This is a genomic window from Sorangium sp. So ce176, from assembly GCF_051519835.1.
Lineage (GTDB): Bacteria > Myxococcota_A > Polyangia > Polyangiales > Polyangiaceae > Sorangium > Sorangium cellulosum_G.
Genome location: NZ_CP150371.1, coordinates 2,632,501 through 2,655,950, shown reverse-complemented (window position 1 = coordinate 2,655,950; position 23,450 = coordinate 2,632,501). Strand labels below are relative to the sequence as shown.

Genomic DNA, 23,450 nt, shown 5'->3' with positions numbered 1-23,450 from the left:
AGATTCAGGAACTGCCCGGTAGGCCTCCTCTGCGGCAGGCCTCATCCTGCCTCGCGGGAGGCGCCCGCATGAACAAGACTGCCGTCAACAAGCTGAACGACCTCATCCAGCTCGACGCCGACGCGGTGCTCGCGTACCAGCAGGCGCTCGACGCCTGCGAGGTCTCCGAGATCCGCCGGAAGCTCAAGGGCTTCCAGGACGACCACCAGCAGCACATCAACGATCTCGCCGAGATCGTCCGCGCGGGCGGCGAGGAGCCGAAGATCAAGCGCGATCTGAAGGGGTTCTTGATCGAGGGGTTCACCGCGATCGCGAGCCGAGGCGACCGGAGCGCGCTCCTCTCGATGCTCGGCAACGAGGAGCTGTCGAATCACATGTACGAAGCCGCGCTCAAGCTGGAGCTCCCGGGCGAGGCGCGCGCCGTCGTCGAGCGCAATCGCGGAGACGAGGCCCGACACCTCGCGTGGATCAAGGAAGCGATCGCCGCGCGGCTCTGGGAGACGAAGGAGGGCGCGGCCGCCGTCGAGCAGGGCGAGCACCGCAAGTAGCGCGCGCCCGGGCGGCCGTCGCGCTGGCCAGGCACGGGGCTCGTCCGCGCCCCGACCGCCGCGGCGCCATCAGAGCCGGCGCACCCGGATCGCGTGCGGATCGGCCCGCTCCACGCCGGAGCCATCCTTGTTGGTGATCGGCGTGATGGCCTTGAGCTTGCCACTGCGCCCGTGCGCGGTCACGTGGATGACCCCGACGCCGGGCGTGCTGCCCACCGACGCGTGCGGGTCGCCGCTCAGCGGCGTCGGACCGCGCAAGGTCACGAAGATGCGGTTGCCCGAGGGCGACATGTCCATCAGGTCGGGCGCGGGATCGCTCGAGTACGGGCCCTTCAGGTCGACCGTCCCCGTACGCGCGTTCGTCGCGACGTCGAACACCTCGGCCACGCCCCGGATCCGGTCCAGCACCCAGACGGAGCCGGCGTGCTTCGTCAGCAGCGTGCCGTGGGCGTCCCTGTCGGGCGAGGCGTCGGTGAACACCACCTCGGGCGGCGGGGTGTTGGCCGCGTTGGTCGCCGCGTAGCCGGTGAGCGGGAACCGGTACAGGTCGAACTGGTCCAGGTTCGCCGCCGTCCCCCCGCCGGAGTCGATGAACATCGAGCCTCCGGCCTCGACGCCGCCGCAGCCGTTGCCGTGCACCGTGGTCGCGTCGTACTCGCCCACGATCTGTATCGGCGTCGCCGTGGGGTCGACGACGAACAGGCCGCCTCCGCGCAGCGTGATGAAGCCGTAGGTGCCGGAGGCGTCGATGATCGGGCAGATGGGCGCGTTGTCGGGCCGGATGTGCGGGAACTGGCAGGGATCCCCGCTGGGCGCGATGCACCTCGTCAGGTCGAGCGTCGCGTCGTGATCCCACGCGAACGTGCCTGCGGCGTAGTCCGTCGCGATGCGCTCGAGCAGCTTGCCGTTCTGGTTGGCGACGAGGATGTACGAGTCGTCCGGCGCCGGCACCGCGGCGTGGGCCTGCCGCGCCCCGTCCGCGCCCGGCGAGGAGCGGAGGCACGCGACAGGCGCGCGGGTCTCGGCGTCGAAGATCGCGACATGGCCGCTGGCCACGAAGGACAGCACCGCGTGGGTGTGCGCGGCGTTGAAGAAGAGCATGTGCGGCCGCACCGGATTGGCGCCGGTCTGCGCGAAGCACAGCGCCGCCGTCTCGCCCCCGAGGTCGATGACCTCCGCGGCGGCCGGATTCACCCCGGAGGCGCCCATGAGGCCCTGGCCATTGTAAATGTACACAGTGCCGCCGTACGTCAGTCCGTTCGTGTTGGACTGATCGACGGCCCAGACCTCGAATGACTTTTCCTCGGTGGCCGCCCCGAGCTCGCTCTCCGTGGCGGCCTCGCTGGCCGCGAGCCCTGTCGAGCCGTCCGGGTCGACACAGGCCGATAGCAGACAAAGACCGACAGCCGCCCCCAGAAAGGGGCCGAGTGACATCCTCATGGCGCGCTCTCCCAGCATTGGTGAAGGCCGAAGCCTCTCGTCGACCTGGCCGCGGACGACCGCGGCCAGCATCGGGCACCTGGTTTCGAGCATTACATGGCGCACAGTTACGCCGCAAGGGCGGCCTGGCTCGAACGCGCGGCGTCGCCGCGGTCGCGGTCAGCGGCGTCGCGCTGGCGCTGGGCCTCCTCGCTCCTCAGGCCCTGATTCCTCTGGCCCTGATTCCTCTGGCCCTGACTCCTCGTGATTCCTCGCCCTGGTGAAGCGCTCGATCGCCATGCCGGCCGCCATGGCCGCGACGAAGGCGACGACGGCGCGCGAGCCGGTCGCGAGCGAGACGAGCGCCGGCCCGGGGCAATACCCCGCGAGGCCCCAGCCGACGCCGAACAGCGCGGCCCCGGCGAAGAGGCGCGCGTCGAGGCCGGTGCGGGCCGGGACGTCCATGCGGTCGGCCAGCAGGGGAAAGCGCGGCGCGCTGGCGGCCCCGGCGCGCTTTCGACCCTCCTGCCAGCGAAGGACGCGGTAGGCGAGAAAGTGCACCGAGATCGCGCCCACCATCACGAACGCGAGGCTCGGGTCCCAGTCGCCGGCCACGTCGAGGAAGCCGATGACCCTGGACGGCTGGGTCATGCCGGAGACGCCGAGCCCCACGGCGAACAGCGCGCCGGCGAGCAGCGCGAGCGCGACTTGCCTCATCGCGCCGCCCCGAGCACATGCAGGCTGACGTAGACGGTGAGGGCCGCGGTCGCCATGAACGTCATCGTGGCGCAGAGCGATCGGACCGACAGGCGGCTCAGGCCGCAGACTCCATGGCCGCTCGTGCACCCGTTGCCGAGCCGCGCGCCGTAACCGACGAGCAGCCCCGCGACGACAACGAGGCCGAGCGAGCGAGCGCCGTCGACGGACGGGAAGGCGCCGCGGTGCGCGGCCGCGAGCGCGAGGCCGCCGAGGAGGAGGCCAGCCAGGAAGGCCGCGCGCCAGGCGGCGTCTCCAGGGCTCCGGGACGGAAACAGGAGCCCTCCGAGCACGCCGCTGACGCCGGCGACTCTCCCGTTGAAGAGGAGGAGCAGGGACGCGGCGAGTCCGATGAGGACGCCGCCGACGAGCGGGCCTGTCGCGGTGAATTCATGCATGATGAGACCTCTCCGAGGGCGACCCGCCAGCATAGCAACGCGCAGCGGCGCGCGGCGCTCGGCGCGCGTCTCCCGTGAGCGCGCGGCGCAAACGCTCGCCTGGCGCGCCGGCCGACAGCGAGGGTGGGGGTGAGAGCGGACATGTCGCACACGGCGCCGGCGCGGGTGGGATCGGGGGCGAGATTGTGCCGGAGGGCCAGGGGGCTGGTGTATACTCATCGGTCGATGGCCCAAGCAGGCTGGGAAGCGGCGGAACCGGCTTCGTGGCGCAGGATTCCGCGCATCGGGGACATCATCGGCGGCAAGTACCGCGTCGAGCGGGTGATCGGGCGCGGTGGCATGGGCCTCGTCGTCGCGGCGCACCACGTGTCGCTGCGCCACCGGGTCGCGCTGAAGTTCCTGCTCCCCGAGGGGCGCACCACCCCCGGCGCCGTCGAGCGCTTCTTCCGCGAGGCGCAGGCCGCGGCCGCCATCGCCAGCGAGCACATCGCGCGCGTCATCGACGTGGGGCACACCGACGAGGAGCTGCCGTACTTCGTGATGGAGTACCTGGACGGCATCGACCTCGAGGCGCTCCTGGAGACGCGCGGCCCCCTGCCCGCGGAGCAGGCGGTGAGCTACGTGATCGAGGCCTGCGAGGCCCTCGCCGAGGCGCACGCGCTCGGGATCGTCCACCGCGACCTCAAGCCCGGCAACCTCTTCCTCGCGAGCAGCAAGGACGGCTCGGCCGTGATCAAGGTGCTCGATTTCGGCATCTCGAAGGCGTCGGACGCCGGCGTCCTCGGCGCGAACGCCAAGCTGACAGCGTCGTCGGTGGTGCTCGGCTCGCCCCGCTACATGTCGCCGGAGCACATCCGCAGCACCCGGACGGTGGACGCCCGCAGCGACATCTGGGCGCTCGGCATGACGCTCTACCAGCTCCTGACCGGGCGGCTGCCGTTCGAGACCGAGTCCGTGTCGGCGCTCTTCGTGAGCATCGTGACCGACCCTCCCGTGCCGCCGCGCGCGCACCGGCCCGAGATCCCGGTCGAGCTCGAGTACGTCATCCTGATGTGCCTGGAGAAGAACCCGGACCGCCGGCCCCAGACGGTCGCGGAGCTTGTCGCGCTGCTCGAGCCGCTGGGGTCGGAGCCCGCGCGCCGGAAGGCGGCCCGCATCCTGCGCAGGGCCATGGGGGGCGAGACAGCGGACGCGCTGCCGTCGCCGGGCCGCCCGAGGGCCGTCGACGAGGACGCCCAGACGCTGACCGGACCGCGCGACGCCGCGCCTGCGTCCCGGTGCGTCGCGCTCGAGCGGCCGAGCAGGCCCACGCCGTCGTCGCCGCCCACGCAGGCGTCCGCGGCCGACGTCGCGCCGGCGACGGCGCGGTCGCCGTCGCCGCCGCCCGCGCGCGCGTCCGCGCCTGCCCCTGCCCCGAACGCGACGATCGCGCTGGTGACCGCGGCCGCCCCCGCGCCGGCAGCGACGACCGCGGCCGACCCGTTCTCCACCACGGCGACGCGCCCGGAAGCGCTGCAGGCGTCAGCCGCCGCGCCGTCCGAGCCGCGCGAGCGCGGCCGCGGTGCCGAGGCGCGCGGGCGGCATGGGCGGCGGCACGCGGTCGCGGCAGCGCTCCTTGTGATCCTCGGGGGCACGGCGGCGCTCGCCTGGCTGGGGCGCACGACGGCGCCTGTCGCGGGCGCGCCGCCCGCCGGCGAGGTGGCCTCGCCGGTCGCGCCGGCGCCGGACCCTCCTGCCGCGCCCGCGGGCGCCGATCCTGGGCCCTCGTTCCTCCCGCCGTCCTCGGCCATCATGCCCCCCGCGGCCGTCGCGGCGAGCGGGTTCGCTGCGGCCGGCGCGGCGCTCGCGCCCGCGGGGTCGTCGAGGCCGGCCCGCACGCGCCCGGCGCTGCCGGCGACCAGCGGCGAGCCCGCGGCCGCCACCGAGCCCGCCGCCAGCGGCGAGCCGGCGCCGGCGAGATCGGCGCGCCTGCGCGAGCGCCGCTAGCGGCATGCGTCGAGAGCCCTCGAACACGCGCGCCGGCCGGCCCCCGCGCGCCCGCCGGTGGCGGCTCGCCGCGGTGCCCCTGCTCGTGGGCGCCCTGCTGCAGGCCTCCGTCGCCCGCGCCGACGGCGAGGGCCAGGCCGACGAGGCCGATCTCCACTTCGACCTGGCCCGCGATCTCTTCAAGAAGGGGCAGTTCCACGCCGCCCTCGAGCATTTCCTCGCGTCGAACCGGCTCGTGCCGAACCGCAACGTGGTCTTCAACATCGCGCTCACGTACGAGGAGCTGGGCCGCTTCGCGGACGCGCACCGGTACTACGACGACGCGCTCGAGGGCGAGACCGACGCGCAGATCATCGCCGAGGTCCGGGCCGCGCTCGAGCGGATCGCGCCGCGCGTGGCCGTGCTGCACATCGCCACGTCGCCGCCGGACGCCCGGATCTACGTCGACCGCAAGGACCTCGGCGTGCGGGGCAAGACGCCGCGCCGGCTCGCCCTGGCCGAGGGGCGCTACCGGATCCTTGTCGAGCTCGCGGGCCACGAGACGATGACGGTCGACGACCTCGAGGTGAAGCTCGGGCAGACCAAGGAGGTGCTCGTCGTGCTCCGCCGCATCGTCGGCGCGGTGCGGGTGGACGTGCGCGGCGCGAGCGAGGCCACGGTGCACGTCGACAGCGAGGGCGCGCCGCCCGCCTGCACAGCCCCCTGCGACATCGACCTGCCGCCGGGCCGCCACGTGCTCTACTTCGCGCGCCCGGGCTACCAGGCGGCGCCGCAGACGCTGACAGTCAACGCGCACGAGACTGTGCCCGTCACGGCGACGCTCAGCCCGCTCACGGGCTCGATCCTCGTGCGCGACGGCGAGCCCAACGCGCTCGTCGAGATCGACGGCCGGCCCATGGGCTTCACGCCGTCCGTGATCCAGGGCGTCCCGGTGGGCCGGCGCCGCGTCCGCGTCAGCCTGCGGGGCTTCGCGCCCGTCGAGCGGACCCTCGAGGTGACGGCGGGCCAGCAGGCGGAGCTGCGCGACCTCACGATGGAGCCGCTCCGGGAGGTGTCGTCGGCCTCGCGCGTCCTCGAGCGCATGGAGGACGCGCCCGCCTCGGTCAGCGTCATCGATCAGGAGGAGCTGCGCGCCTTCGGGTACCCGACCATCGCCGAGGCGCTGCGCGGCACGCGCGGCGTCTACCTCTCGAACGACCATGTCGTCTACTCGGCCGGGATCCGCGGGCTCGGCGAGCCGCTCGACTACGGCAACCGGCTCCTCGTGCTCTCGGACGGGCACTCGACGAACGACAACACGCTGAACGCCTCGTTCGTGGGCTCGGACGCGCGCGACGACCTGCACGACGTCGATCACATCGAGGTCGTCCGCGGCCCGGGCTCGCTGCTCTACGGCACGGGCGCGCTCTCCGGCATCGTCAACCTCGTCCCGCGCGGGCGCGACGAGCCCACCTCCGCGCACGCGGCGGTCGGCGCCTACTACGACAGCGTGGGCCACGCGCGCGCCGGGTTCCACTACAACGCCGGCAAGGACGCGGGCGTGCGGGCGAGCGTCTCCGCGGCCCGCTCCGACGGGTTCGACGTCCCGGTCGCGCTGAGGGAGCCCGGCGACGGCCCGCGCACGCAGATCGCCGAGTCCACAGAGGCCTTCCGGGCCGGCGGCACGTACGGGCGCGCCTGGTACGGGCCGCTGACCGCGCAGTGGATGGTCCACACGCGCGAGCAGCTCGTGCCGATCGGCTACGTGGGCACGCGGCTCAACGATCTCAGGACGAGGTACGAGGACACGCACATGATGGCCGAGGTGCGCTTCGAGCCGCAGCTCGCGCCCGACCTGCAGCTCATGGTGCGCGGCCACGTGAACCGCTTCGTGTGGCACGGCTACTACGCGTTCGACGAGCTGATTTCGGAGAACCAGTACGGCACCTGGATGGGCCTGGAGGCGCGGGCGGCGTGGACGCCGCTCTCCGGGCTCCGGCTCACGGCGGGCGGCGAGGCACAGGCGCACCCGGAGGCGACGCTGCACAACATCCGCCAGGACCCTCCCGCCGTGATCCTGGACAAGCGCGCGACCTACGCCTTCGCGGCCGGCTACCTGATCGCCGACGGCTCGCCCGCCCCGTGGCTGCGCCTGTCGGCGGGCGCGCGCGTGGACGCCTACAGCGATTTCGAGCCCATCGTGGTCCCGCGCGCGGCGATCATCATCCGGCCCGCGCCCGGAGGGGTCCTGAAGATCATGGGCGGGCGCGCCTTCCGCGCCCCGAGCATCTCCGAGCAGTTCTACGCGGACGGCGAGACGCAGGTGGCCGCCGTCGACCCCGCTCGGGGCCTCAAGCTCTCGCCGGAGTCGATCCTCTCGGGCGAGATCGAGTACTCGCAGCGCCTCGGCGACGCGTGGGTCGCGCTCGGCGCGATCCACGCGAGCCGCGCCTCGGATCTCATCAGCGTCACCGAGGACAGCCCCGGGGTGGCGCGTTACCAGAACAGCAGGTCGGCGGCGATCGTGGCCGGGGCCGACGTCGAGCTGCGCCGCGAGTGGCGGCAGGGGTGGATGCTGTCGGCGAACTACGGCTACCAGCGCGCCCAGCGCGCGGGCGGGGAGCGGCTCATCAACGTCCCGGAGCACCTCGCGTCGTTCCGCGGCGTCATCCCGGCGGTCGACCGGCTCCTCTCGGCCGGTTTGCGGCTCAACGTGGAGGCCCCGCGGCGGATCCCCCGCGACGGGGACGCCGCGACGGGGACGGCGATCGTCGCGGATCTCACGATCTCCGGGGAGATCCGCCGCTTTCACACCCGCTACGTGTTCGGCCTCTACAACGCGATGGACGCGCGGTACGACTACCCGGTCGCCGAGACCTACCGCTCATCCACGAGCCGCCAGAACGGCCGGACCTTCCTCGGCGAGATCACCGTCAGCACCCCGTAGGCCGGGCGCCTCCAGGCGCTCATGGCCGAGGCGATCGGGGGAGAAATCGCGACGCAGGGGCGCCAAGGCGCAGGGGCGCAGACAGGGAAATATCCTGTGATTTCGCGCACATGCGCGCCGATCAGCCCCCGAGCCCTCCCGGCCGCGCGCTCGCGAAGATCGCGATGTTGCGCGGCGTCACCTCGGGCTCGAAGACGACGGCCGCCTCGACCTCGTGGCCCCGCTCGAACAGGGCCATCGCGCGCTCGAGCGAGACAGCGACCTCGGTGAGCCGGGCCAGGAGGTAGCGCGGCAGCGTGAGCCGGCGCATGCGGCCGAACGCCGCGCGCGCCGCCGCCTCGCGCGCGCGGAGCTCGGCCTCGGTCGCCGGGGCCAGGCCGCGCAGCGCGAGGGCGCGCGCGGCGAGCTCGCGCAGGCCGCCGTGCGCGCGCCGCCGGTTGATCCCGCGCATCTCCTCGCCCAGGGCGACGTCGAGCCCGCGGCCGCGGAGCAGCGAGAGCAGCGCGTGCCGCCGCTCGCGCGCCGCGAGCTCCTCGTCCAGGCTGGCCTCGACGCCGGCGCGGCGCGGCGTGAGGTTGGTGAGGCCCAGCGCCTCGCGCCTCAGGACGAGCCCCGCCGCCCTGCCCGCGGCCGAGAGCGGGGCGCGGGCCGGCGCCCCGATCTTCTGCAAGCAGCACGACACAAGCGCGAGGTCGCACGGCGCCTCGGCCGCCGCTGTCACCATGCGGTCCCCGAGCTCGCCGCACGCGTGCAGGCCGACCGGCAGGTCGTCCGGGGCGAAGGCGAGCGCCTCCTGGCAGGCGTCGAACGCGACGAAACGCGCCCGGCCGCCCGCGGCCAGCGCGGAGGCTGTCGCCACGCGGTCGGGCTCGCGCTCCAGGCCGATCGCGTCGCGGTCGAAGCGCGCGGCGGCCAGGCGGGTGAAGTGCCCGTGCCCCGCGCCCACGTCCACGAGGCGGCGGGCGCGGGCGGCCATCGGCGCCACGGCGCCGAGCAGGGCCTCGAGCTGGAGCCGCTTGCGCGCCGGGACCGCCCTCAGCTCGTCCAGGGACGCCGGCGGGAGGGGCCGGACCGGGCGCCGGGGCAGCCTCGCGGCCTCATCCGCGGCGCGCGCCAGGGCCGCGAGGGTCGGCGGCGCGCCGTCGAGCCCGTCGATGCACGCCGCGAGCCCCTCGGCCTCGCAGCGGGCGAGATCGCCGTCGGACAGCGAGAGGAGGAAGCCCGTCCACCCCCGCGCCTCGCACCAGGCCGGCGGCGCGCCCTCGTCGACGCGCGCCTCGACGATGTCGAGCGCGGGCACCAGCACCTCGAGGGCGCGCTCGAGGCGCTGGGCGACGGACGGAGGCCTTGTCGAAGAGGGCATGCGCGGGCGGAGTCGGGCCAGCACTACCGGATCGGCGTGGCGCCCGGAAGGCGCCTCGGCCGCGGCGCACACCGGGCTGCCGCGGGGCTTGCGGCCCCGTACCCCCGCTCCATGGGACATCGGCGTGAAGAAGGCGCGAGGCTGAGCCCGACAGTCTGCCGCCTCGCCTGGGCATCCGGCGAGCGCGGCCTTTCGCCCGGCGACGCGTGGTAGCGTGGGGGCGCCATGCGCCAGCTCGCCTTCGCGCTCCTCGCCCTCTGGACGTGCGGCTGCGCGCCGGCCCTCTCCACGTTCCAGCCGGCCCACGTGGCCGAGAAGGGCCATGTCCAGGCCGAGCTCGGGCTCGACGTCTCGATCCCGACCGGCGCGATCGCATCGCTCATCGACGCCGGCCTCGTGCTGGCAGACGTGGCGGAGTCCCGGGAGCTGTCCGACGGCGAGCGACAGACGCTCTTCGAGGCGGGCGGCGCGCTCGCGCTGAACCCGCCCTCGGTGACGCCGCACATCGGGGTCGGCTACACCGCGCTCGACCGCTGGGAGCTCAACCTCCGCTACACAGGCAGCGCGTTTCGCCTGGGCACCCGCTATCAGCTCCTGAAGCGCGACAAGGACGGCGTCGATCTGACGGCCGGCGTCGGGGTCGGGCGCTACGTGGTGGGGTTCCCGGTCGTGAGCATCCTGGGCATCGTCGAGCTCGAGGACTTCACGCGATGGCAGATCGACCTGCCGATCCAGATCGGGACGGCGGGCACGTGGTACCGGGTCTGGGGCGGTCCTCGCCTGATGTTCACGACGTTCGACGCCGGCCTCACCGTGGACCTGCCCGCCTTCACCGGTTACCCGGGCGAGCATGAGATCGCCTCGTTCTCCGGCACCGGGCTCTACGTGGGCGGCCAGGCCGGCGTCGCGCTCGGCTACAAACACGTGTTCTTCGGCTTCGAGCTGACGCTCGCGGAGATCTTCACGGGCGGCGAGCTCTCCGTGCTCGGGGAGCGGGCGGTCGCCGTGGATCTCGACAGCTTCATCATCTATCCCTCGGTGGGGCTGATGGTCGAGTTCTAGCGTGGCGCGCTGAGCGACGCAGGGCGTCCCTGGCTCCTTTGTGGGAAAGATGATGGGAGAGAATTTGAACCACAGAGGCACAGAGGGCACAGAGGAGAGAGAGAGAGAAAGAGTTTCTTTTTCTCTCCTCTGTGCCCTCTGTGCCCTCTGTGCCCTCTGTTCCCCGGACTCGACGCCATCGCCCGTAGATGCATGCGCTGCATGGAGCGCATGCTGCCTATGCACTGGAAGGCGCAACTCCGTCGGCTAGATACCGCCAGTCGAGCCACGCGAGAGCCCCGCGCGAGCACGCCCGGATGACGCGGCGGACGCGCTGGCCCTCGCGGCTGGTCCGGCGTGCTTCCTCAAACCTCACGCCCGCGCCGCCGCCCCTCGCGCGCAGCGCGGAGCGTCTCTCAGGGAAGGTTCGATGCCGAACGATAGCGCTTTTCCGACACATGCCAGCTCCTTCCGCGCGTCGCGCGCCGCCCGGCTGGGCGCCTCTGCCGCTCTCCTGCTCCTCGGGGCGCTCGGCCCGAGCGGCTGCGTCGCCGGGGCGGACGAGGAACCCCTCGGGGTCGCTACCCTGGCGTGGGGCAGCTACGACCTCACGAGCAGCTACACGGGCAACATCGATGACACGCGCGGCTGGATCATCGAGTGGGAAGTGCCCGAGCTCCTGAACGAGAGCACCGCCTGGACCGCGGTGGGCCAGTGGTACTACAACATCGAGTCGGGCCTCTACCACACGCCGGAGGGCTGGTTCGTCTACTACTTCGGCGACGACAACGGCGTCGTGGGGAACCACCCGAACTGCAACACCCAGTGGAGCTCCGGGGGCACCTGCGGCGGGACCCTCGGCGGCAACCTCGGCGATCTGCAGCCAGGTCAGCAGGTCGTCTTCAAGTACGAGCGGTGCACGCCGACGCACGTGGCGGACGTGAGCGGCACCCAGATCTGCCTCCACGTCGACATGAAGGACGGCACCGGCTGGCAGTTCCTGGCCGAGGACGCGCCCGGGACCGTCGAGATGTACACGCACGACGTCGAGCACTGGGCCTCCGACGGCTACGTCACGCCGCAGATATCCTGCGACGAGCCGATCAAGATGCTCCGCCAGGAGCGGAAGACGACGGCGGGCGTCTGGCAAACGATGTCGGGCGCGAGCACCTGGTCGTTCAACCAGCTCGCGCCTTACGCCTACCAGAACCGCAACCTCACCGCGTCGCCCTCCACCTGGGAGGCCTGCACCCCGCCGCCGGACGGCAACGGCAACGGCCTCCGCGGCGAGTACTTCGCGAACACCAGCCTCTCGGGCACGCCGGTCGTCCGCACCGACCCGGGGCTGAACTTCGACTGGGGTGAGGGCTCGCCCGCGAGCGGCATCCCGGTCGACAACTTCTCCGTGCGCTGGACCGGCAAGTTCGAGCCGCGCTACTCGGAGACCTACACGCTCACGACCCGGTCCGACGACGGGGTGCGCGTCTGGGTCGACGGCACGCTGGTCATCGACAACTGGACGCCGCACAGCCCGACGGAGGACAGCGTCACCCTCTCGCTCGTGGCGAGCCAGCGCTACGACCTGAAGGTCGAGTACTTCGACTCCGGTGGGGGCGCGCAGAGCAAGCTGTACTGGTCGAGCCCGAGCCAGGTCCGGGAGCCGATCCCCCAGGGCCGCCTCCATGACGTCACTTGCAGAGACCTTCCGGCGTGGGCGTCGGGGCAGGTGTACGCGACCGACACCCGGGTGGTCCAGGGCGGCCATCTGTGGAGGGCGACGCAGCAGATCTGGTGGTCCAACCCGGACTGCCCGCCCAGCAGTCCGGCGTCGTGGTGCCCGGCCGAGTGGGCCGATCTGGGCTCGTGCAACTAGCGACCTCGCTCCGCGCGCCGCGCCCGCTCAGGCTCCGCCGAACAGGCGGAGCCCGTATTCCCCGATCAGCCTGAAGCCGAGCGCCTCGTAGGCGCGTCGAAGTACGCGCACGCCACCGGCTCCTCGCCCGCGACCAGCACGAAGGCGTCGCCGTCCTCGTGCTGGCGCGCGACCTCGTCGCGCGACGACGCGTCGAGTCGCGCGGCCCGGCGGGGCGGTCAGGGCGTTACGACAGCGTCTCGCCCCGGAAAAGAGGACGAAACCGGCGCCGGATGACAATGCCTGGGTCCCGCGGCGGCTCGCGCCGCGGGGCCGCGTCCCCGTCCACGGAGGCATTCCACGTGGTGACCTCTGCCGATCTCGCCATCAAGGATCTGGGCCCCTGCCGGTACCCCTCGCCCGTCGCCGAGAAGCTCGGCGAGAAGGCCACGGTGTACGTCGGGGAGGCCGACAAGGTGCTGTTCGACGATCGCCTTTCCGCCGTCCTGGCGGGCGCCTCCGGCCCGCGGCCGCCGGCGTTCGAGCTGGCCGGGCCGCGCAACCGCGTGTTCTGGGACCCGCGGGAGATGCGCGCCGGCATCGTGACATGCGGCGGCCTGTGCCCCGGCGTGAACAACGTCATCCGCGGGCTCGTGCTCACGATGGCGGCCAGCTACGGCGTGCAGGAGATCTTCGGCTTTCGCTACGGCTACGAGGGGCTGGTCGCGCGCTTCGGGCACGCCCCCATGCGCCTCGACCCGCGCAGCGTCGAGGAGATCCACCGCATGGGGGGCACCGTCCTCGGCACGTCCCGCGGCAACCAGGACCCGCACCAGATGGCGGACACGCTCGAGGCCATGGGCATCAACGTGCTCTTCGTCGTCGGCGGAGACGGCACCATCCGGGGCGCGATGTCGCTCGTCCGGGCCATCGAGGAGCGCCGCCTGCCCATCGGGGTCATCGGCGTGCCGAAGACAATCGACAACGACATCCAGTTCATCGACCGCAGCTTCGGCTTCGAGAGCGCCTTCGCCGCCGCCGTGGACGTCATCCGCAGCGCGCACGTGGAGGCCTCGGGGGCGAAGAACGGCATCGGCCTCGTCAAGCTGATGGGCCGGCACTCGGGCTTCATCGCGTGCTCCGCGGCGCTCGCGTCGGCGGACGTGGACGTGGTCCTCATCCCCGAGGTCCACGCGGAGCTCGACGGCCCGTGCGGCCTGCTCGCGCACCTCGAGCGCCGGCTGGCCCGCCACGGCAACGCCGTGATCGTCGTGGCCGAGGGCGCCCTGCAAGAGCACTGCACCTCGAGCGCCGAGCCGATGGCGACGGATCTCAGCGGCAACGTCCGGCTGAAGGACATCGGCCTCTTCCTGCGCGATCGCATCAACGCCCACTTCAAGGCGCGCGGCGTCGAGGCGACGCTGAAGTACCTGGACCCGAGCTATCATATCCGCAGCGTCCCCGCGTCCCCCTCGGACAGCGTGTATTGCTGGAACATGGCCCGGAACGCGGTCCACGCCGCGATGGCGGGCAACACCGAGATGCTGATCGGCAGGTGGCACGGCCGCTTCGTGCACGTGCCCATGCCCCTCGCCGTCCGCATGCGCAAGCAGGTGGGGCCGACGGACGATCTGTGGATGGCGGTCGTGGAGGCCACGGGACAGCCGCTGTCGTTTTATTAGCCGGCCCTCAGCGACCGGTCTCCCGGCCGGGGCGCGGGCGGCCGGGGGCAAGAAGCCCCTGTTGCGCGCCGACCAGGAGCTGGCCCACGGCGCGCTTGTGCCATGATGGCCGGCATGAAGACCTCGTCGCTCTCTCGCTCGCTCGTGCTCGTCGCCCTCCCCGCTCTCGCCGGCTGTCGCAGCGAAGCCCCGGCGCAGGCGCCGGCGCCCACGACCACCACGTCGCCCACGCCCGTCGCGCCCACGTCCGGCGCCCCCGCGCCGACAGGCTCCGCGGCCCTGGACGGCAGCGGCGCCGCGTCGCAGCCTCGATGCGCCGCCGACGCCGACTGCGTTGTGTCCTGCGCCCGCCCCGAGCAGTGCTGCGACCAGCTCTGCCCGCCGTGCAACCAGGCGTTCCACCGCGACGCGCTCGCGGCGCACAAGGCGTGGCGCGCCCGGAGCTGCGCGGCCGAGAGCTGCCCGGTCGCGAAGTGCATGGCGCCGAAGGAGGACTCGATCGCCCGCTGCTCGGCGGGACAATGCACCGTCGAGCGCGTCCCGCGCGCCGAGCAGTGACCTCACGCCGCTGCGCCGGCCCGAAACAGCGGTGACACCGGCCAGCAGCGATCCACGCGGCGTTCTGCCACAGGCCGCCAGCGCGCCACACCGGTCGAGCGCGACGGACGCAGGGAACCGCATCACCAGGAACCAACCTCCTCCGCTGCGCGGCCCTCGACGAGCTCGCCGCTCGTGGCCCTGCCTTTGCAGTGCGCGACCCCTGGCAGGAAGATCACGATCTCGGCGGCGCGCGCTCCAGCCCACGGCCGGAGCCTGGTTCGAACAGCGGCTCAGCTCTCGCCGGGATCGCAGCGGGAGGTCCCTTGGGCATCGAGATCCAGCAAGATCATTTCAGGACCGTCGATTACGGGCTGTTCAAAGCGCGCCTCCAGCAGAACCTCACGGCGCTCGAGATGGTGCTCAGCCGGCCGGGGTTCGGCCTGGGCGAGACGACGATCGGCACCGAGCTCGAGATGTTCCTCGTCGACCGCGAGGCGCGCCCCGTGCCGATCGGGCCGGAGATCGCCAGCGCGGAGGCGAGCCCGATGATCACGCCCGAGATGGGCGCGTTCGACATCGAGCTCAGCACGCAGGCGGTGCCGCTCGCGGGCCGGCCGTTCTCGGCGCTGCGCGAGCAGATGCGCGCGACGGCCGAGGCTATCCGCCTGCGCGCCGCGGCGCGGGGGGCGCGCGTGGTCCCGGTCAGCATCCTGCCGACCTTCCAGCGGCAGGACTTCAACCCGGGGACGATCACGAACCTGCCCCGGTATCGCGCGCTCGCCGCGGGGCTCACGCGGCTGCGCAAGGCGCCGTTCCACATCCGGATCGACGGGGCCGAGCCGCTCGAGCTGATGTCGGACGACCCCGCGATGGAAGCGGCGAACACAGCGTTCCAGGTCCACCTCCGGGCGGCGCCCGACGCCTTCGCGCGGCTGTTCAACGCGGCCATGATGATGACAGCGCCCGTGCTCGCGGCGTCCGGCAACTCGCCCATCTTCCTCGGCCACCGGCTGTGGCACGAGACGCGGGTCGCTGTGTTCAAGCAGGCCGGCGACGACCGCCCGCCGGACCCCGACACGGACTGGAAGAAGCCGGCCCGCATCGGCTTCGGCACCGGCTGGGTGCGCGACGGCGCCGCGGAGCTGTTCATGGAGAGCGTCGCGCTGCACGAGCCCATCCTCCCCGTGTGCTGCGACGAGGACGTCCTCGCGTGCGCGCGGGCCGGCGGCGTGCCCCAGCTCCACGAGCTCCGCCTGCACCACGGCACGGTCTGGAACTGGAATCGACCGGTCTACGACCCTGCGGGCGACGGCCACCTGCGGATCGAGCTCCGCGCCCTGCCGTCGGGCCCGACCCTCGACGACATGCTCGCGAACGGCAGCTTCCTCCTCGGAGGCATCCTTGCGCTCGCGCCCTCCGTCTCCGAGCTGCTGCCGTCGTTCCCCTTCGGCCTCGCCGCGAGGAACTTCTACCATGCAGCGCAGTTCGGCCTCGACGCCGAGCTGGTCTGGCCGACCGCGCCGGGGGCGCCGCCCAGGGGGATCCGCGCGCGCGATCTCCTCCTCTCGCTCCTGCCGCAGGTCGAGGAGGGGCTGCTCGCCGCCGGGGTGGACGGGGCAGAGGCCCGCCGGTTCCTGGAGATCTTCGAGCGGCGCGTCGCCAGGGGCGTCACCGGGGCCGTATGGCAGCTCCGCACGATGGAGGCGATGGAGGCGCGCGGGGCGCCGCGAGCCGAGGCGCTCCGGAGGATGCTGGAGCGGTACATGGCCGAGGTCGACTCCGGACAACCCGTGCACGCCTGGGCGATCCCCGGCGCGGGCGCGACGTGAGGTGGTCATGAACCGGGACATGACGACGGCCCTCGCGGAGCAGCTCGACGCGCAGCTCGCCGCGCCCGGCGCGATGGATGCGGCGCGGTTCGCGTCGTTCCTCGACGGGCAGCGGGAGATCGGGCTCGTGCACGGGACGCGCGCGCTGTGCCGCCACCTGCGGCCCTATCTCATCACGGAGCAGGACTACGCCGCGGTCGCCGGCGCCGCCGAGCGGGTCGCCGCCGCGCTCGAGCGCGTCGCGCGGCGCGCGCTCGTGGATGCCGCCCTGGCCGACGAGCTGGGGTTGTCGGCGGACGAGCGCGCCCTCGCGGCCCTGGATCCCGGCGACGGCCCGTTCCTCACGGTCGGGCGCCTCGACATGCTGGTGACCGAGGGCGGCTTTTCCTTCATCGAGCTCAACGCCGACTCCCCCGCTGGCATCACCGATCAGCTCCTCATCGAGCAGACGTTGATGGACCTCCCCCACATGGCGCCCTTCCGGAGCCGGCCGGGCCTGCGCACGCCCGCGCCGCACCGCGGGCTGATCCGCGCGCTGCGCGAGGGGTACGCCGCGTGGGGCGGGCGCGAGCCGCGGCCCACGATAGCGATCGTCGACTGGGCCACGGTCGACACGGCTGCCGAGTTCAAGGTGCTCGCGGACCTGCTCTCGGCCGAAGGGCACCGGACGATGATCCTCGATCCGGACCAGCTCGAGTACGACGGCGTCCGGCTGTCCGCCGGGGGAGAGCCGATCGATCTCGTCTACCGCCGGGTGATCACGCAGGAGCTCATCGGGCGGCGCGGCGTCGATCACCCGCTCGTCCGCGCGTACCGGGACCGCGCGGCCCATGTCGCGAACTCGTTCCGCACGAAGCCCCTCAACAAGAAGGCGGCGTTCGCGGTCCTCAGCGACCCCGAGTTCTCGGGCCTGTTCTCGCCCGGGCAGCGCGCGGCCATCGCGGCGCACGTCCCCTGGACGCGCCGGGTGAAGGCAGGTAGGGCCGAATGGAAGGGCCGCGAGGTGGATCTCGTCGAGCTCGTCCTGGGTGAGCAGGAGAGCTTCGTGCTGAAGCCGAACGACGAGTACGGCGGCAAGGGCGTCCTGCTCGGGTGGCAGACGCCGCCCGACGCGTGGAGGGAGGCAGTCCTCGGCGGCGAGGCGCAGCGCGCGATCGTGCAGGAGCGCAGCTCCTCGCGCACCGAGCGCATGCCGACGTTCCGCGACGGCATCGTGGAGGAAGAGGTCTACTTCGATCTCTGCCCCTTCGTGTTCGCCGGCCGCATGGAAGGCGCGATGGTGCGGCTCTCGGCCTCGGCGGTGAGCAACGTCTGCGCGGGCGGCGGCGTCACCGGGCTCTTGATCGTCGACGACGCGCTCGCGCAGAAGGAGGGTGCAGGCGATGTGTGAGCTCCTTGGCATGGTCTCGAACGTGCCGACGGACATCGTGTTCTCGTTCACGGGGCTCGCGCTCCGCGGCGGGCAGACAGGACCGCACGCGGACGGCTGGGGCGTCTCGCTCTATGACGGGCTGTTCGCGCGGACGTTCCTCGAGCCTGACCCCGCGTTCTCGAGCCCCCTCGCCCGGTTCATCCGCGAGAACCCGATCCACACGGCGCTCTCCATCGCCCACGTGCGCAAGATGACGCGCGGGGGCGCGGCGCTGAAGAACACGCACCCTTTCATGCGGGTGCTCCACCGCCGGCACATCGTGTTCGCGCACAACGGCACCCTGCCCACGGTCAGGGATCGACAGCTCCACCTCGAGACGCCCATCGGCGACACGGACAGCGAACATGCGTTCTGCGTCATCCTCGAGGAGCTCCGGAGCGCCTACGGCGCGCAGTACCCGAGCGACGGGCGCGAGCTCGGACGAACGCTCTACGAGCTCGGGAACGAGCTCGGCAGCGATGGAGTCTTCAACTTCCTGTTCGCGGACGGCGAGCACCTCTACGCCCGCTGCGGCGACAACCTGTCCTGCATCCTCCGCCACGCCCCCTTCGGCGAGGCGACGCTCGTGGACGCGGACCTCAAGGTGAACTTCAACGACGTCCAGGGCATGGGCCCCGAAGCGCGCATGGCCGTCGTGGCCACCGAGCCGCTCACGCGCGACGAGCTCTGGAGCAAGGCGACGCCCGGCACGCTGTGGGTCTTCCGCGCCGGCGAGCTCCTGGCGACGTTCCCCGAGGTCCCCGCCGAGCGCGGCTCGTCCGCGGAGGTCGCCGAGCGGGCGCCCCCCGGCTGAGCTGCGCCGGCCGGCGTGGGTGCCAGTCCGCCGCGCGGCTGACAGCGCGCGGCGGCGCCCCGTCAGCCGCGCGGCCGCACGAACAGGCTGCGGAAGAAGTCGCCCACCGTGTGCTCCTTGTAATCGCGGAACTCGCCGGCATCGAGGTAGACGCCGCCGCACACGCTACAGGTCTCGTACCAGATGTGCGGCTGCTGCGGGTCGACCATCCGCACCATCGGGGTGGTGCAGCGGGGACACGGCACCCGCCGGATGTCGTTGTTCTTCCGCCCCACCGAGGGATCGCCGGTGTCGATCTGCTGGGAGCCCTCGATCGTCTTGAGCGACTCCTTCTCGTGGCTGTCGAACCAGATACCGCCGCACGCGGTGCATCGGTCGACGTCGATCCCGCCGAAGGTGATGACATCCATCGAGGCGGTGCATTTCGGGCAGTTCACGTAGCGCTCCAGTGCGGCCGGCGCCGCGGTCTGGGGCGAGGCTACCAGAGGAGGCGGATCGCGTGAAGCACGCACCGCCGGGGGCGCGCGCCGGGCGCCGCGGCGCCGCCCGCGGGCAGGGCGCCCGGGCGACGCTCCCCCGTCAGGCGTATGACTCCGGCAGCAACCGCACCTTCTGGATGAGCTGCGGATCGTGGCCGAGGAGGAGCCTCGCGCCCCGCTCTCGCGCGATCTGCTTGAGGCGGCGGATGCTGGCGAGCGCGGCCGCGTCATCGACGCTCTCGCCGGGGAGGATCTCGTCGGCGAAGTTCTCGACGAGGTCGCCCGCGTCGCCGACGAGCACGACGTTGCCTGTCTCCTCCAGCGCGACGACGACGGACTGGTGGCCTGGAGTGTGGCCGCGCGTGAGGACGACCTCGACGCCGGGCAGCGCCTCCCAGTCCCCCTCGACGAGGTCCCAGCGCAGGCCAGGAAGGTCGTAGTCGCGCTCGAACCAGGCGGGCCCGTGCGCCGGGCTGAAAGCAAACGCGTGCTCCGCGCGCTGCACCGAGATGCGCGCGTGGCGGAACATCCCGAGGTTCCCGGCGTGGTCGAGGTGCATGTGCGTCAAGATGACGTGACGGACGTCGTCGGGTCGCACCCCGATCTGCGCGAGCTGGTGGCCGAGCTCGTGCTCCGGGAGGATGACCGGCGGGCGAATCCCCTGCTTCGTGTAGTGCTCCTCGCGCAGCGCCGGGTCGCGGACGATCGCGCTGTTCAGCCCCGCGTCGACGAGCACGTGCCCCCGCGCCGTCTCGAGCAGGTAGGCCGAGACCGGCTCGGCGAGGACGAAGCGCCCCCCGCTGTCGCGCGTCGAGACCGTCTTCTCGAGGATCTCGTAGCCGCAGAGCAGGACATAGAGCCTCCTGACCTCGGTCCTCATGGCGCGACCTCCGCCGGACAGGCGTCTTCAGGGCGCGCGCCCGCCGCGCTACGCCGCGGGGTGTGCCAGCTTCGAGTACTTCGTGCAAAAGAACATGTACACGCCGTACGCGCACAGGCCGGCGGCGACGAGCACGAGCAGCGCCGTCCCGAAGGGCGAGTCGGCCACTGTCGAGAGCGCCTCGCGGACGCCCTTCGACTCGCCCGGATCGTGGGCGAGCGCGGCCTTGATCAGCGCGGCGCCGATGATGCCGAAGACGACGCCGCGGGAGACGAGCCCGACGCGGGCCATGCGGAACACCCAGGTGCGCTCCGGAGGGCTCATGCCCTCCGTGCTGAGGTCCCTCGCGAAGCGGGACTTCATCGCCTTGCGGAGCTGCTGGACGGCGACGCCGATCACCACGAGCCCCGCGACGCCGACGAGGACGCCCCCGAACGGCTGCTCCATCACCTTGCCGACCCAGGTCCGGGACCCGTCGCCGCCTGTGTCCTGGCCCAGCGCGAGCTGGAACGCCGTCAGCGCGAGCCCCGCCGAGATGACGCCGCTCACGGCCCAGCCCACGCGCTCGGTCGCGCCCTTGGCGTCGTTCCCGACGTGGCCCGGGTCCTTGAGGGCGAGGACCTCTCGCCACAGCGCATACCCGAGCAGCCCTATCCCCACGAGGAACAGCAACGCTTGCCCGAACGGCTGCTCGCCGAGGAGCCCGACCGCCTCGCGCCCGCCGGCCGTCCCGCCGCCGCTGAAGGCAGCCTGGAGCGACAGCGCGCCGATGAGCACGTAGACGACGCCCTTGGCCGCAAACCCAAACCTGGCCAGGGTGCGCACCCACCCGTTGTTTTCGGGCCGAGTGAACATTTCTCGCCGCACCGGAAATTCCATGGTTTCAGCTCTCCTCGGAGAAGCTGGTGCAGCGGGCATGCCACCGGGCGGGCGCGGCGCATCCGGCGCGCGGCGCGCGATCGCGCCTGCCGTATGGGGCGCGCCGCCACGCCTCGTCCCCAGACTGCCTCACCCGCAGGCGTCGCTCGGCCTCGACGCCATCGCCCTCGCGCAGCGGGGCGTCACTTCGACTTCGAGCTCGCCTTCTCCTTCACGATCTGCTGCAGCCGCTCGAAGTACCGGCTCTCGCGCCGGACGGCGATGCCGAACTGCGACGTCCCGAGCTTCTTCTTCGAGTAGACGACGTAGCGGGACATCTCCGGGTGGGCCTCCAGCTCCTCGATCATCTTCACGTAATGCGGGTGTGGCATGTAGATGAGGTCGGGCTTGTAGGCCGCGAAGAACCTCTCCGCGGAGAACGGCTCGAGCGCGAAGCGCCGGTCGTTGAGGCCGGCCATGTCGATGATCGTCTTCTCGAGGTTCATCGCGCCGAGCATCCCGACCTCGGTCGTGGCGATGACGAGGTCGTCGGGGAGCGTCGAGACGCGATCGATCGCGAACCAGTAGCTCTGCGGTCCCGAGGTGTTGCCGTGCTTGACGATGTTGAAGTGTCCGAGCCGGTTCCCCGCGACGGCGCCCGCGAGGTCCTTGCCTGCCGTGGCGAGCGGCGTGGAGAGGTGGAGCCAGAGGATCGCCAGCGCGGCGACGCCGGCCACGGGCAGGGCGGCCGGCGAGGGCTGCCCGAGGGCGTCGGAGAGCGTCCGCGCGAGCCGGACAGCGCTCCGGCAAGCGAGGTAGATGAGGCCTGGCAGCGGCGCGTAATAGAACCGCTGCGCAAACCCCATGATCGGGACGACGAACAACCACGAGTAGGCGAGGCACAGGAGCGTCGCGGCGAGGATCCCCTTGTCGAGCGCCGTGGACGCCGCCCACCACGCCCGGGGGCCGGTCCTCTGCCCCTCCCCCGCCGGCGCGCCGGAGGCCGCCTGGCGCGCGCCGAGGCCCACGAGCACGTCGAGGGCGATGACGGCGAAGAGCGGCCAGAAGAAGTCGAGCCAGTCGAGGAGATCGATGGTCGGCCGGCCGCGGTAGGCGCGGAGGATCCCTGATCCGTAGAGGTTCGTCGACTTGGCGTAGAACGGGAGCGGGAGGGGCGAGCCGAAGTACAGCTTGGCGGCCACGAGATGGAGGGCGAGGACGCCCGCCGTCGCGGCGAGGGCGGCGAGCCCGAAGCGCCGGCGGGCGCTGTCGCGCTCGAGCGCGACGAGCGCGAGCGGGACGAGGACGGCGTAGGCCGTGAGCTCCGGCCGCACCGAGAAGGCGAGCCCGCCGAAGGCGCCGAGCGCCACCCCGCCGGCGATCCGGGCGTCGCCGAGCAGCCGCAGCGCGAGGAGCAGGTAGGCGGTGAGGAAGCAGAGGCCGAACGACGTGTCCATGCCGCTCACGAAGTGGTCGGTCAGCGTGGAACGGGCGACGCAGAACGCGACAAGCGAGAAGCAGGACAGCCGCGCGACCTTCCCGTCGCCCGCCGCGCGCAGGACGAGCAGGACGAGCAGGACGAGCAGCGCCGGGCCCCAGATGAAGCTCTGAAGCATCGCGGCGAGGCTCGTGTTGCCGCCGGTGACGAGGTGGAACGGCACGGCGACGACGATGAAGGCGAGCGAGGTGAGCCCGTAGGCCGGCGGCCCGTCCGGGTTCCACGAGACGCCGTGCCCGGCGAGGATGTTGTGCGCGTAGCGCTGGAACATGTACGCGTCGTCCCAGAGCGTGGTCAGGTCGAAGCGCGCCGCCGTCTTGCACGCCATCAGCGCGAGGCAGAGCGCCATCGTGATCCAGAAGCACGCCGAGACGAGCCTGCGCGCCGCCGTACGCGGCACAGAAGGGAGGCGATCCGTCGCGTCCGCCGCCGCGCCCTGCCCTGCCGATGCGCCGGCGGGCAGCTCGGCGGGCTCCTCGCCGGGCAACGTGGTCTCTATGTGCGTTGTCATGGCGCCCGGCACGGTGCCTGGCGCGCTCGGTTCGCCGGAAGGTTCACGCCATCGAGGCGAGCCGCGTGCAGAGGCTCGAGGCGCTCGGATACTCCACGCGGATGGACGCGCTGCGCCGCCCGCGTGGGCCGCTTCATCGGAGGCCGCATGCGGCGAACATAATCGCAACCGCAGCGCGCCGTACATCTGGAACCGGCGTGGTAAAGCTGCGCAGCAGAGGCCTCCCGGGGGCGGGGCCCTCGTGGGAGCGCGGCGTCCCGGCAAGGTCGAGCCTCGGGCGAGCCCGGCGGGGCCCCCGCGCCGCGCGAAGAAGAAGAACAGGGTCGCCTCGGGCAGGGCAGCTCCGCGGGGCCGGCGACGCGCGGACAAAAGCAAAAGAGCCCGCATGACGTCCGCCATGCAGGCTCTCTGTTCGCGGTGCTTCCCACCGCGTTGTCGTTCTGAAGCGTCTCTCGCTCGCTGCGCAGCGCTGCTCACACCCGAGCTCCGGGCGCGATGCTCGTCACGTTCCATGGAGTATGGTCAAGCCGCACGACCTATTAGTACCGGTTAGCTCCTCCGATTGCTCGGCTTCCACACCCGGCCTATCAACCTCGTGGTCTACGAGGGGTCTTTAGGGACCTTGCGGTCCGGGACACCTGGTCTTGAGGCCGGCTTCC

General features: G+C 72.4%; 18 protein-coding genes and 1 rRNA gene (1 of these 19 running past the window's edge). 10 read left to right on the top strand and 9 right to left on the bottom strand.

The window, feature by feature from the left end; translation table 11 throughout:
- Window positions 1–68 precede the first annotated feature (68 nt).
- Entirely contained in the window at window positions 69–548 is a 480-nt protein-coding gene (locus tag WMF42_RS10245; RefSeq protein WP_061608481.1) for a DUF2383 domain-containing protein, read from the top strand.
- A gap of 69 nt (window positions 549–617) precedes the next feature.
- Here the strand turns inward: WMF42_RS10245 and WMF42_RS10240 are convergent, their stop codons facing one another.
- The 3 genes from WMF42_RS10240 to WMF42_RS10230 form a co-directional block, all read right to left on the bottom strand.
- On the bottom strand, window positions 618–1,988 hold the full coding sequence (locus tag WMF42_RS10240; protein WP_437691759.1) for a hypothetical protein: 1,371 nt from the start codon (window positions 1,986–1,988) through the stop codon (window positions 618–620).
- 159 nt (window positions 1,989–2,147) lie between these two features.
- Entirely contained in the window at window positions 2,148–2,684 is a 537-nt protein-coding gene (locus WMF42_RS10235) for a DUF6691 family protein (protein ID WP_437691758.1), read from the bottom strand.
- The gene (locus tag WMF42_RS10230; protein WP_061608479.1) at window positions 2,681–3,121 is read right to left on the bottom strand and encodes a YeeE/YedE family protein; all 441 of its coding nucleotides are present in this window, start codon (window positions 3,119–3,121) and stop codon (window positions 2,681–2,683) included. Before WMF42_RS10230 ends, WMF42_RS10235 begins: the two co-directional genes overlap by 4 nt.
- 225 nt (window positions 3,122–3,346) lie before the next feature.
- On the opposite strand from WMF42_RS10230, the gene WMF42_RS10225 reads away from it, so the two are divergent.
- Both WMF42_RS10225 and WMF42_RS10220 read left to right on the top strand, forming a co-directional pair.
- Window positions 3,347–5,107 (top strand): serine/threonine-protein kinase, encoded by a 1,761-nt coding sequence (locus tag WMF42_RS10225; RefSeq protein WP_437691757.1) that lies wholly within the window; start codon window positions 3,347–3,349, stop codon window positions 5,105–5,107.
- Between the two features lie 4 nt (window positions 5,108–5,111).
- A complete protein-coding gene (locus tag WMF42_RS10220; RefSeq protein ID WP_437691756.1) occupies window positions 5,112–8,033 on the top strand; it encodes a TonB-dependent receptor domain-containing protein in 2,922 nt (973 codons plus the stop codon).
- 121 nt (window positions 8,034–8,154) lie between these two features.
- On the opposite strand, the gene WMF42_RS10215 is transcribed toward WMF42_RS10220, so the two are convergent.
- Window positions 8,155–9,396, bottom strand: coding sequence for a methyltransferase (locus WMF42_RS10215; RefSeq protein ID WP_437691755.1), 1,242 nt, complete (start codon window positions 9,394–9,396; stop codon window positions 8,155–8,157).
- Window positions 9,397–9,621: 225 nt separating this feature from the next.
- Here WMF42_RS10215 and WMF42_RS10210 point away from each other — a divergent pair, with 225 nt between their 5' ends.
- The 7 genes from WMF42_RS10210 (at window position 9,622) to WMF42_RS10180 (ending at window position 18,565) form a co-directional block, all read left to right on the top strand.
- Window positions 9,622–10,458: a hypothetical protein gene (locus tag WMF42_RS10210; RefSeq protein ID WP_061611021.1), complete on the top strand. Its 837-nt coding sequence runs from the start codon at window positions 9,622–9,624 to the stop codon at window positions 10,456–10,458.
- Window positions 10,459–10,867: 409 nt separating this feature from the next.
- Window positions 10,868–12,310, top strand: coding sequence for a PA14 domain-containing protein (locus WMF42_RS10205; protein ID WP_199694026.1), 1,443 nt, complete (start codon window positions 10,868–10,870; stop codon window positions 12,308–12,310).
- 341 nt (window positions 12,311–12,651) lie between these two features.
- Entirely contained in the window at window positions 12,652–13,971 is a 1,320-nt protein-coding gene (locus tag WMF42_RS10200) for an ATP-dependent 6-phosphofructokinase (RefSeq protein ID WP_061611022.1), read from the top strand.
- 114 nt (window positions 13,972–14,085) lie between these two features.
- Window positions 14,086–14,529, top strand: coding sequence for a hypothetical protein (locus WMF42_RS10195; RefSeq protein WP_437691754.1), 444 nt, complete (start codon window positions 14,086–14,088; stop codon window positions 14,527–14,529).
- Between the two features lie 305 nt (window positions 14,530–14,834).
- Complete coding sequence (locus WMF42_RS10190; RefSeq protein ID WP_437691753.1) at window positions 14,835–16,340, top strand: glutamate-cysteine ligase family protein; 1,506 nt, start codon at window positions 14,835–14,837, stop codon at window positions 16,338–16,340.
- 7 nt (window positions 16,341–16,347) lie between these two features.
- A complete protein-coding gene (locus tag WMF42_RS10185; RefSeq protein WP_437691752.1) occupies window positions 16,348–17,730 on the top strand; it encodes a hypothetical protein in 1,383 nt (460 codons plus the stop codon).
- Window positions 17,723–18,565 (top strand): class II glutamine amidotransferase, encoded by an 843-nt coding sequence (locus WMF42_RS10180; protein ID WP_061611030.1) that lies wholly within the window; start codon window positions 17,723–17,725, stop codon window positions 18,563–18,565. Before WMF42_RS10185 ends, WMF42_RS10180 begins: the two co-directional genes overlap by 8 nt.
- 62 nt (window positions 18,566–18,627) lie before the next feature.
- On the opposite strand, the gene WMF42_RS10175 is transcribed toward WMF42_RS10180, so the two are convergent.
- The 5 genes from WMF42_RS10175 to WMF42_RS10155 all read right to left on the bottom strand — a co-directional run.
- A complete protein-coding gene (locus tag WMF42_RS10175) occupies window positions 18,628–19,002 on the bottom strand; it encodes a zf-TFIIB domain-containing protein (RefSeq protein WP_081426829.1) in 375 nt (124 codons plus the stop codon).
- A gap of 142 nt (window positions 19,003–19,144) precedes the next feature.
- Window positions 19,145–19,924 (bottom strand): N-acyl homoserine lactonase family protein, encoded by a 780-nt coding sequence (locus tag WMF42_RS10170; RefSeq protein WP_437691751.1) that lies wholly within the window; start codon window positions 19,922–19,924, stop codon window positions 19,145–19,147.
- A 48-nt stretch (window positions 19,925–19,972) separates the two neighbouring features.
- A complete protein-coding gene (locus WMF42_RS10165) occupies window positions 19,973–20,803 on the bottom strand; it encodes a DUF1206 domain-containing protein (RefSeq protein WP_437691750.1) in 831 nt (276 codons plus the stop codon).
- Between the two features lie 182 nt (window positions 20,804–20,985).
- Window positions 20,986–22,791, bottom strand: coding sequence for a hypothetical protein (locus WMF42_RS10160; RefSeq protein ID WP_437691749.1), 1,806 nt, complete (start codon window positions 22,789–22,791; stop codon window positions 20,986–20,988).
- Window positions 22,792–23,309: 518 nt separating this feature from the next.
- Window positions 23,310–23,450, bottom strand: a 23S ribosomal RNA gene (locus WMF42_RS10155) (it continues 2,869 nt past the right edge of the window).

Bases quoted from the DNA above. Each gene is read 5' to 3' on its own strand.
- WMF42_RS10245 (WP_061608481.1), top strand. From the start codon at position 69: ATGAACAAGACTGCCGTCAACAAGCTGAACGACCTCATCCAGCTCGAC.
- WMF42_RS10240 (WP_437691759.1), bottom strand. From the start codon at position 1,988: ATGAGGATGTCACTCGGCCCCTTTCTGGGGGCGGCTGTCGGTCTTTGT.
- WMF42_RS10235 (WP_437691758.1), bottom strand. From the start codon at position 2,684: ATGAGGCAAGTCGCGCTCGCGCTGCTCGCCGGCGCGCTGTTCGCCGTG.
- WMF42_RS10230 (WP_061608479.1), bottom strand. From the start codon at position 3,121: ATGCATGAATTCACCGCGACAGGCCCGCTCGTCGGCGGCGTCCTCATC.
- WMF42_RS10225 (WP_437691757.1), top strand. From the start codon at position 3,347: ATGGCCCAAGCAGGCTGGGAAGCGGCGGAACCGGCTTCGTGGCGCAGG.
- WMF42_RS10220 (WP_437691756.1), top strand. From the start codon at position 5,112: ATGCGTCGAGAGCCCTCGAACACGCGCGCCGGCCGGCCCCCGCGCGCC.
- WMF42_RS10215 (WP_437691755.1), bottom strand. From the start codon at position 9,396: ATGCCCTCTTCGACAAGGCCTCCGTCCGTCGCCCAGCGCCTCGAGCGC.
- WMF42_RS10210 (WP_061611021.1), top strand. From the start codon at position 9,622: ATGCGCCAGCTCGCCTTCGCGCTCCTCGCCCTCTGGACGTGCGGCTGC.
- WMF42_RS10205 (WP_199694026.1), top strand. From the start codon at position 10,868: ATGCCGAACGATAGCGCTTTTCCGACACATGCCAGCTCCTTCCGCGCG.
- WMF42_RS10195 (WP_437691754.1), top strand. From the start codon at position 14,086: ATGAAGACCTCGTCGCTCTCTCGCTCGCTCGTGCTCGTCGCCCTCCCC.
- WMF42_RS10185 (WP_437691752.1), top strand. From the start codon at position 16,348: ATGAACCGGGACATGACGACGGCCCTCGCGGAGCAGCTCGACGCGCAG.
- WMF42_RS10180 (WP_061611030.1), top strand. From the start codon at position 17,723: ATGTGTGAGCTCCTTGGCATGGTCTCGAACGTGCCGACGGACATCGTG.
- WMF42_RS10170 (WP_437691751.1), bottom strand. From the start codon at position 19,924: ATGAGGACCGAGGTCAGGAGGCTCTATGTCCTGCTCTGCGGCTACGAG.
- WMF42_RS10165 (WP_437691750.1), bottom strand. From the start codon at position 20,803: ATGGAATTTCCGGTGCGGCGAGAAATGTTCACTCGGCCCGAAAACAAC.
- WMF42_RS10160 (WP_437691749.1), bottom strand. From the start codon at position 22,791: ATGACAACGCACATAGAGACCACGTTGCCCGGCGAGGAGCCCGCCGAG.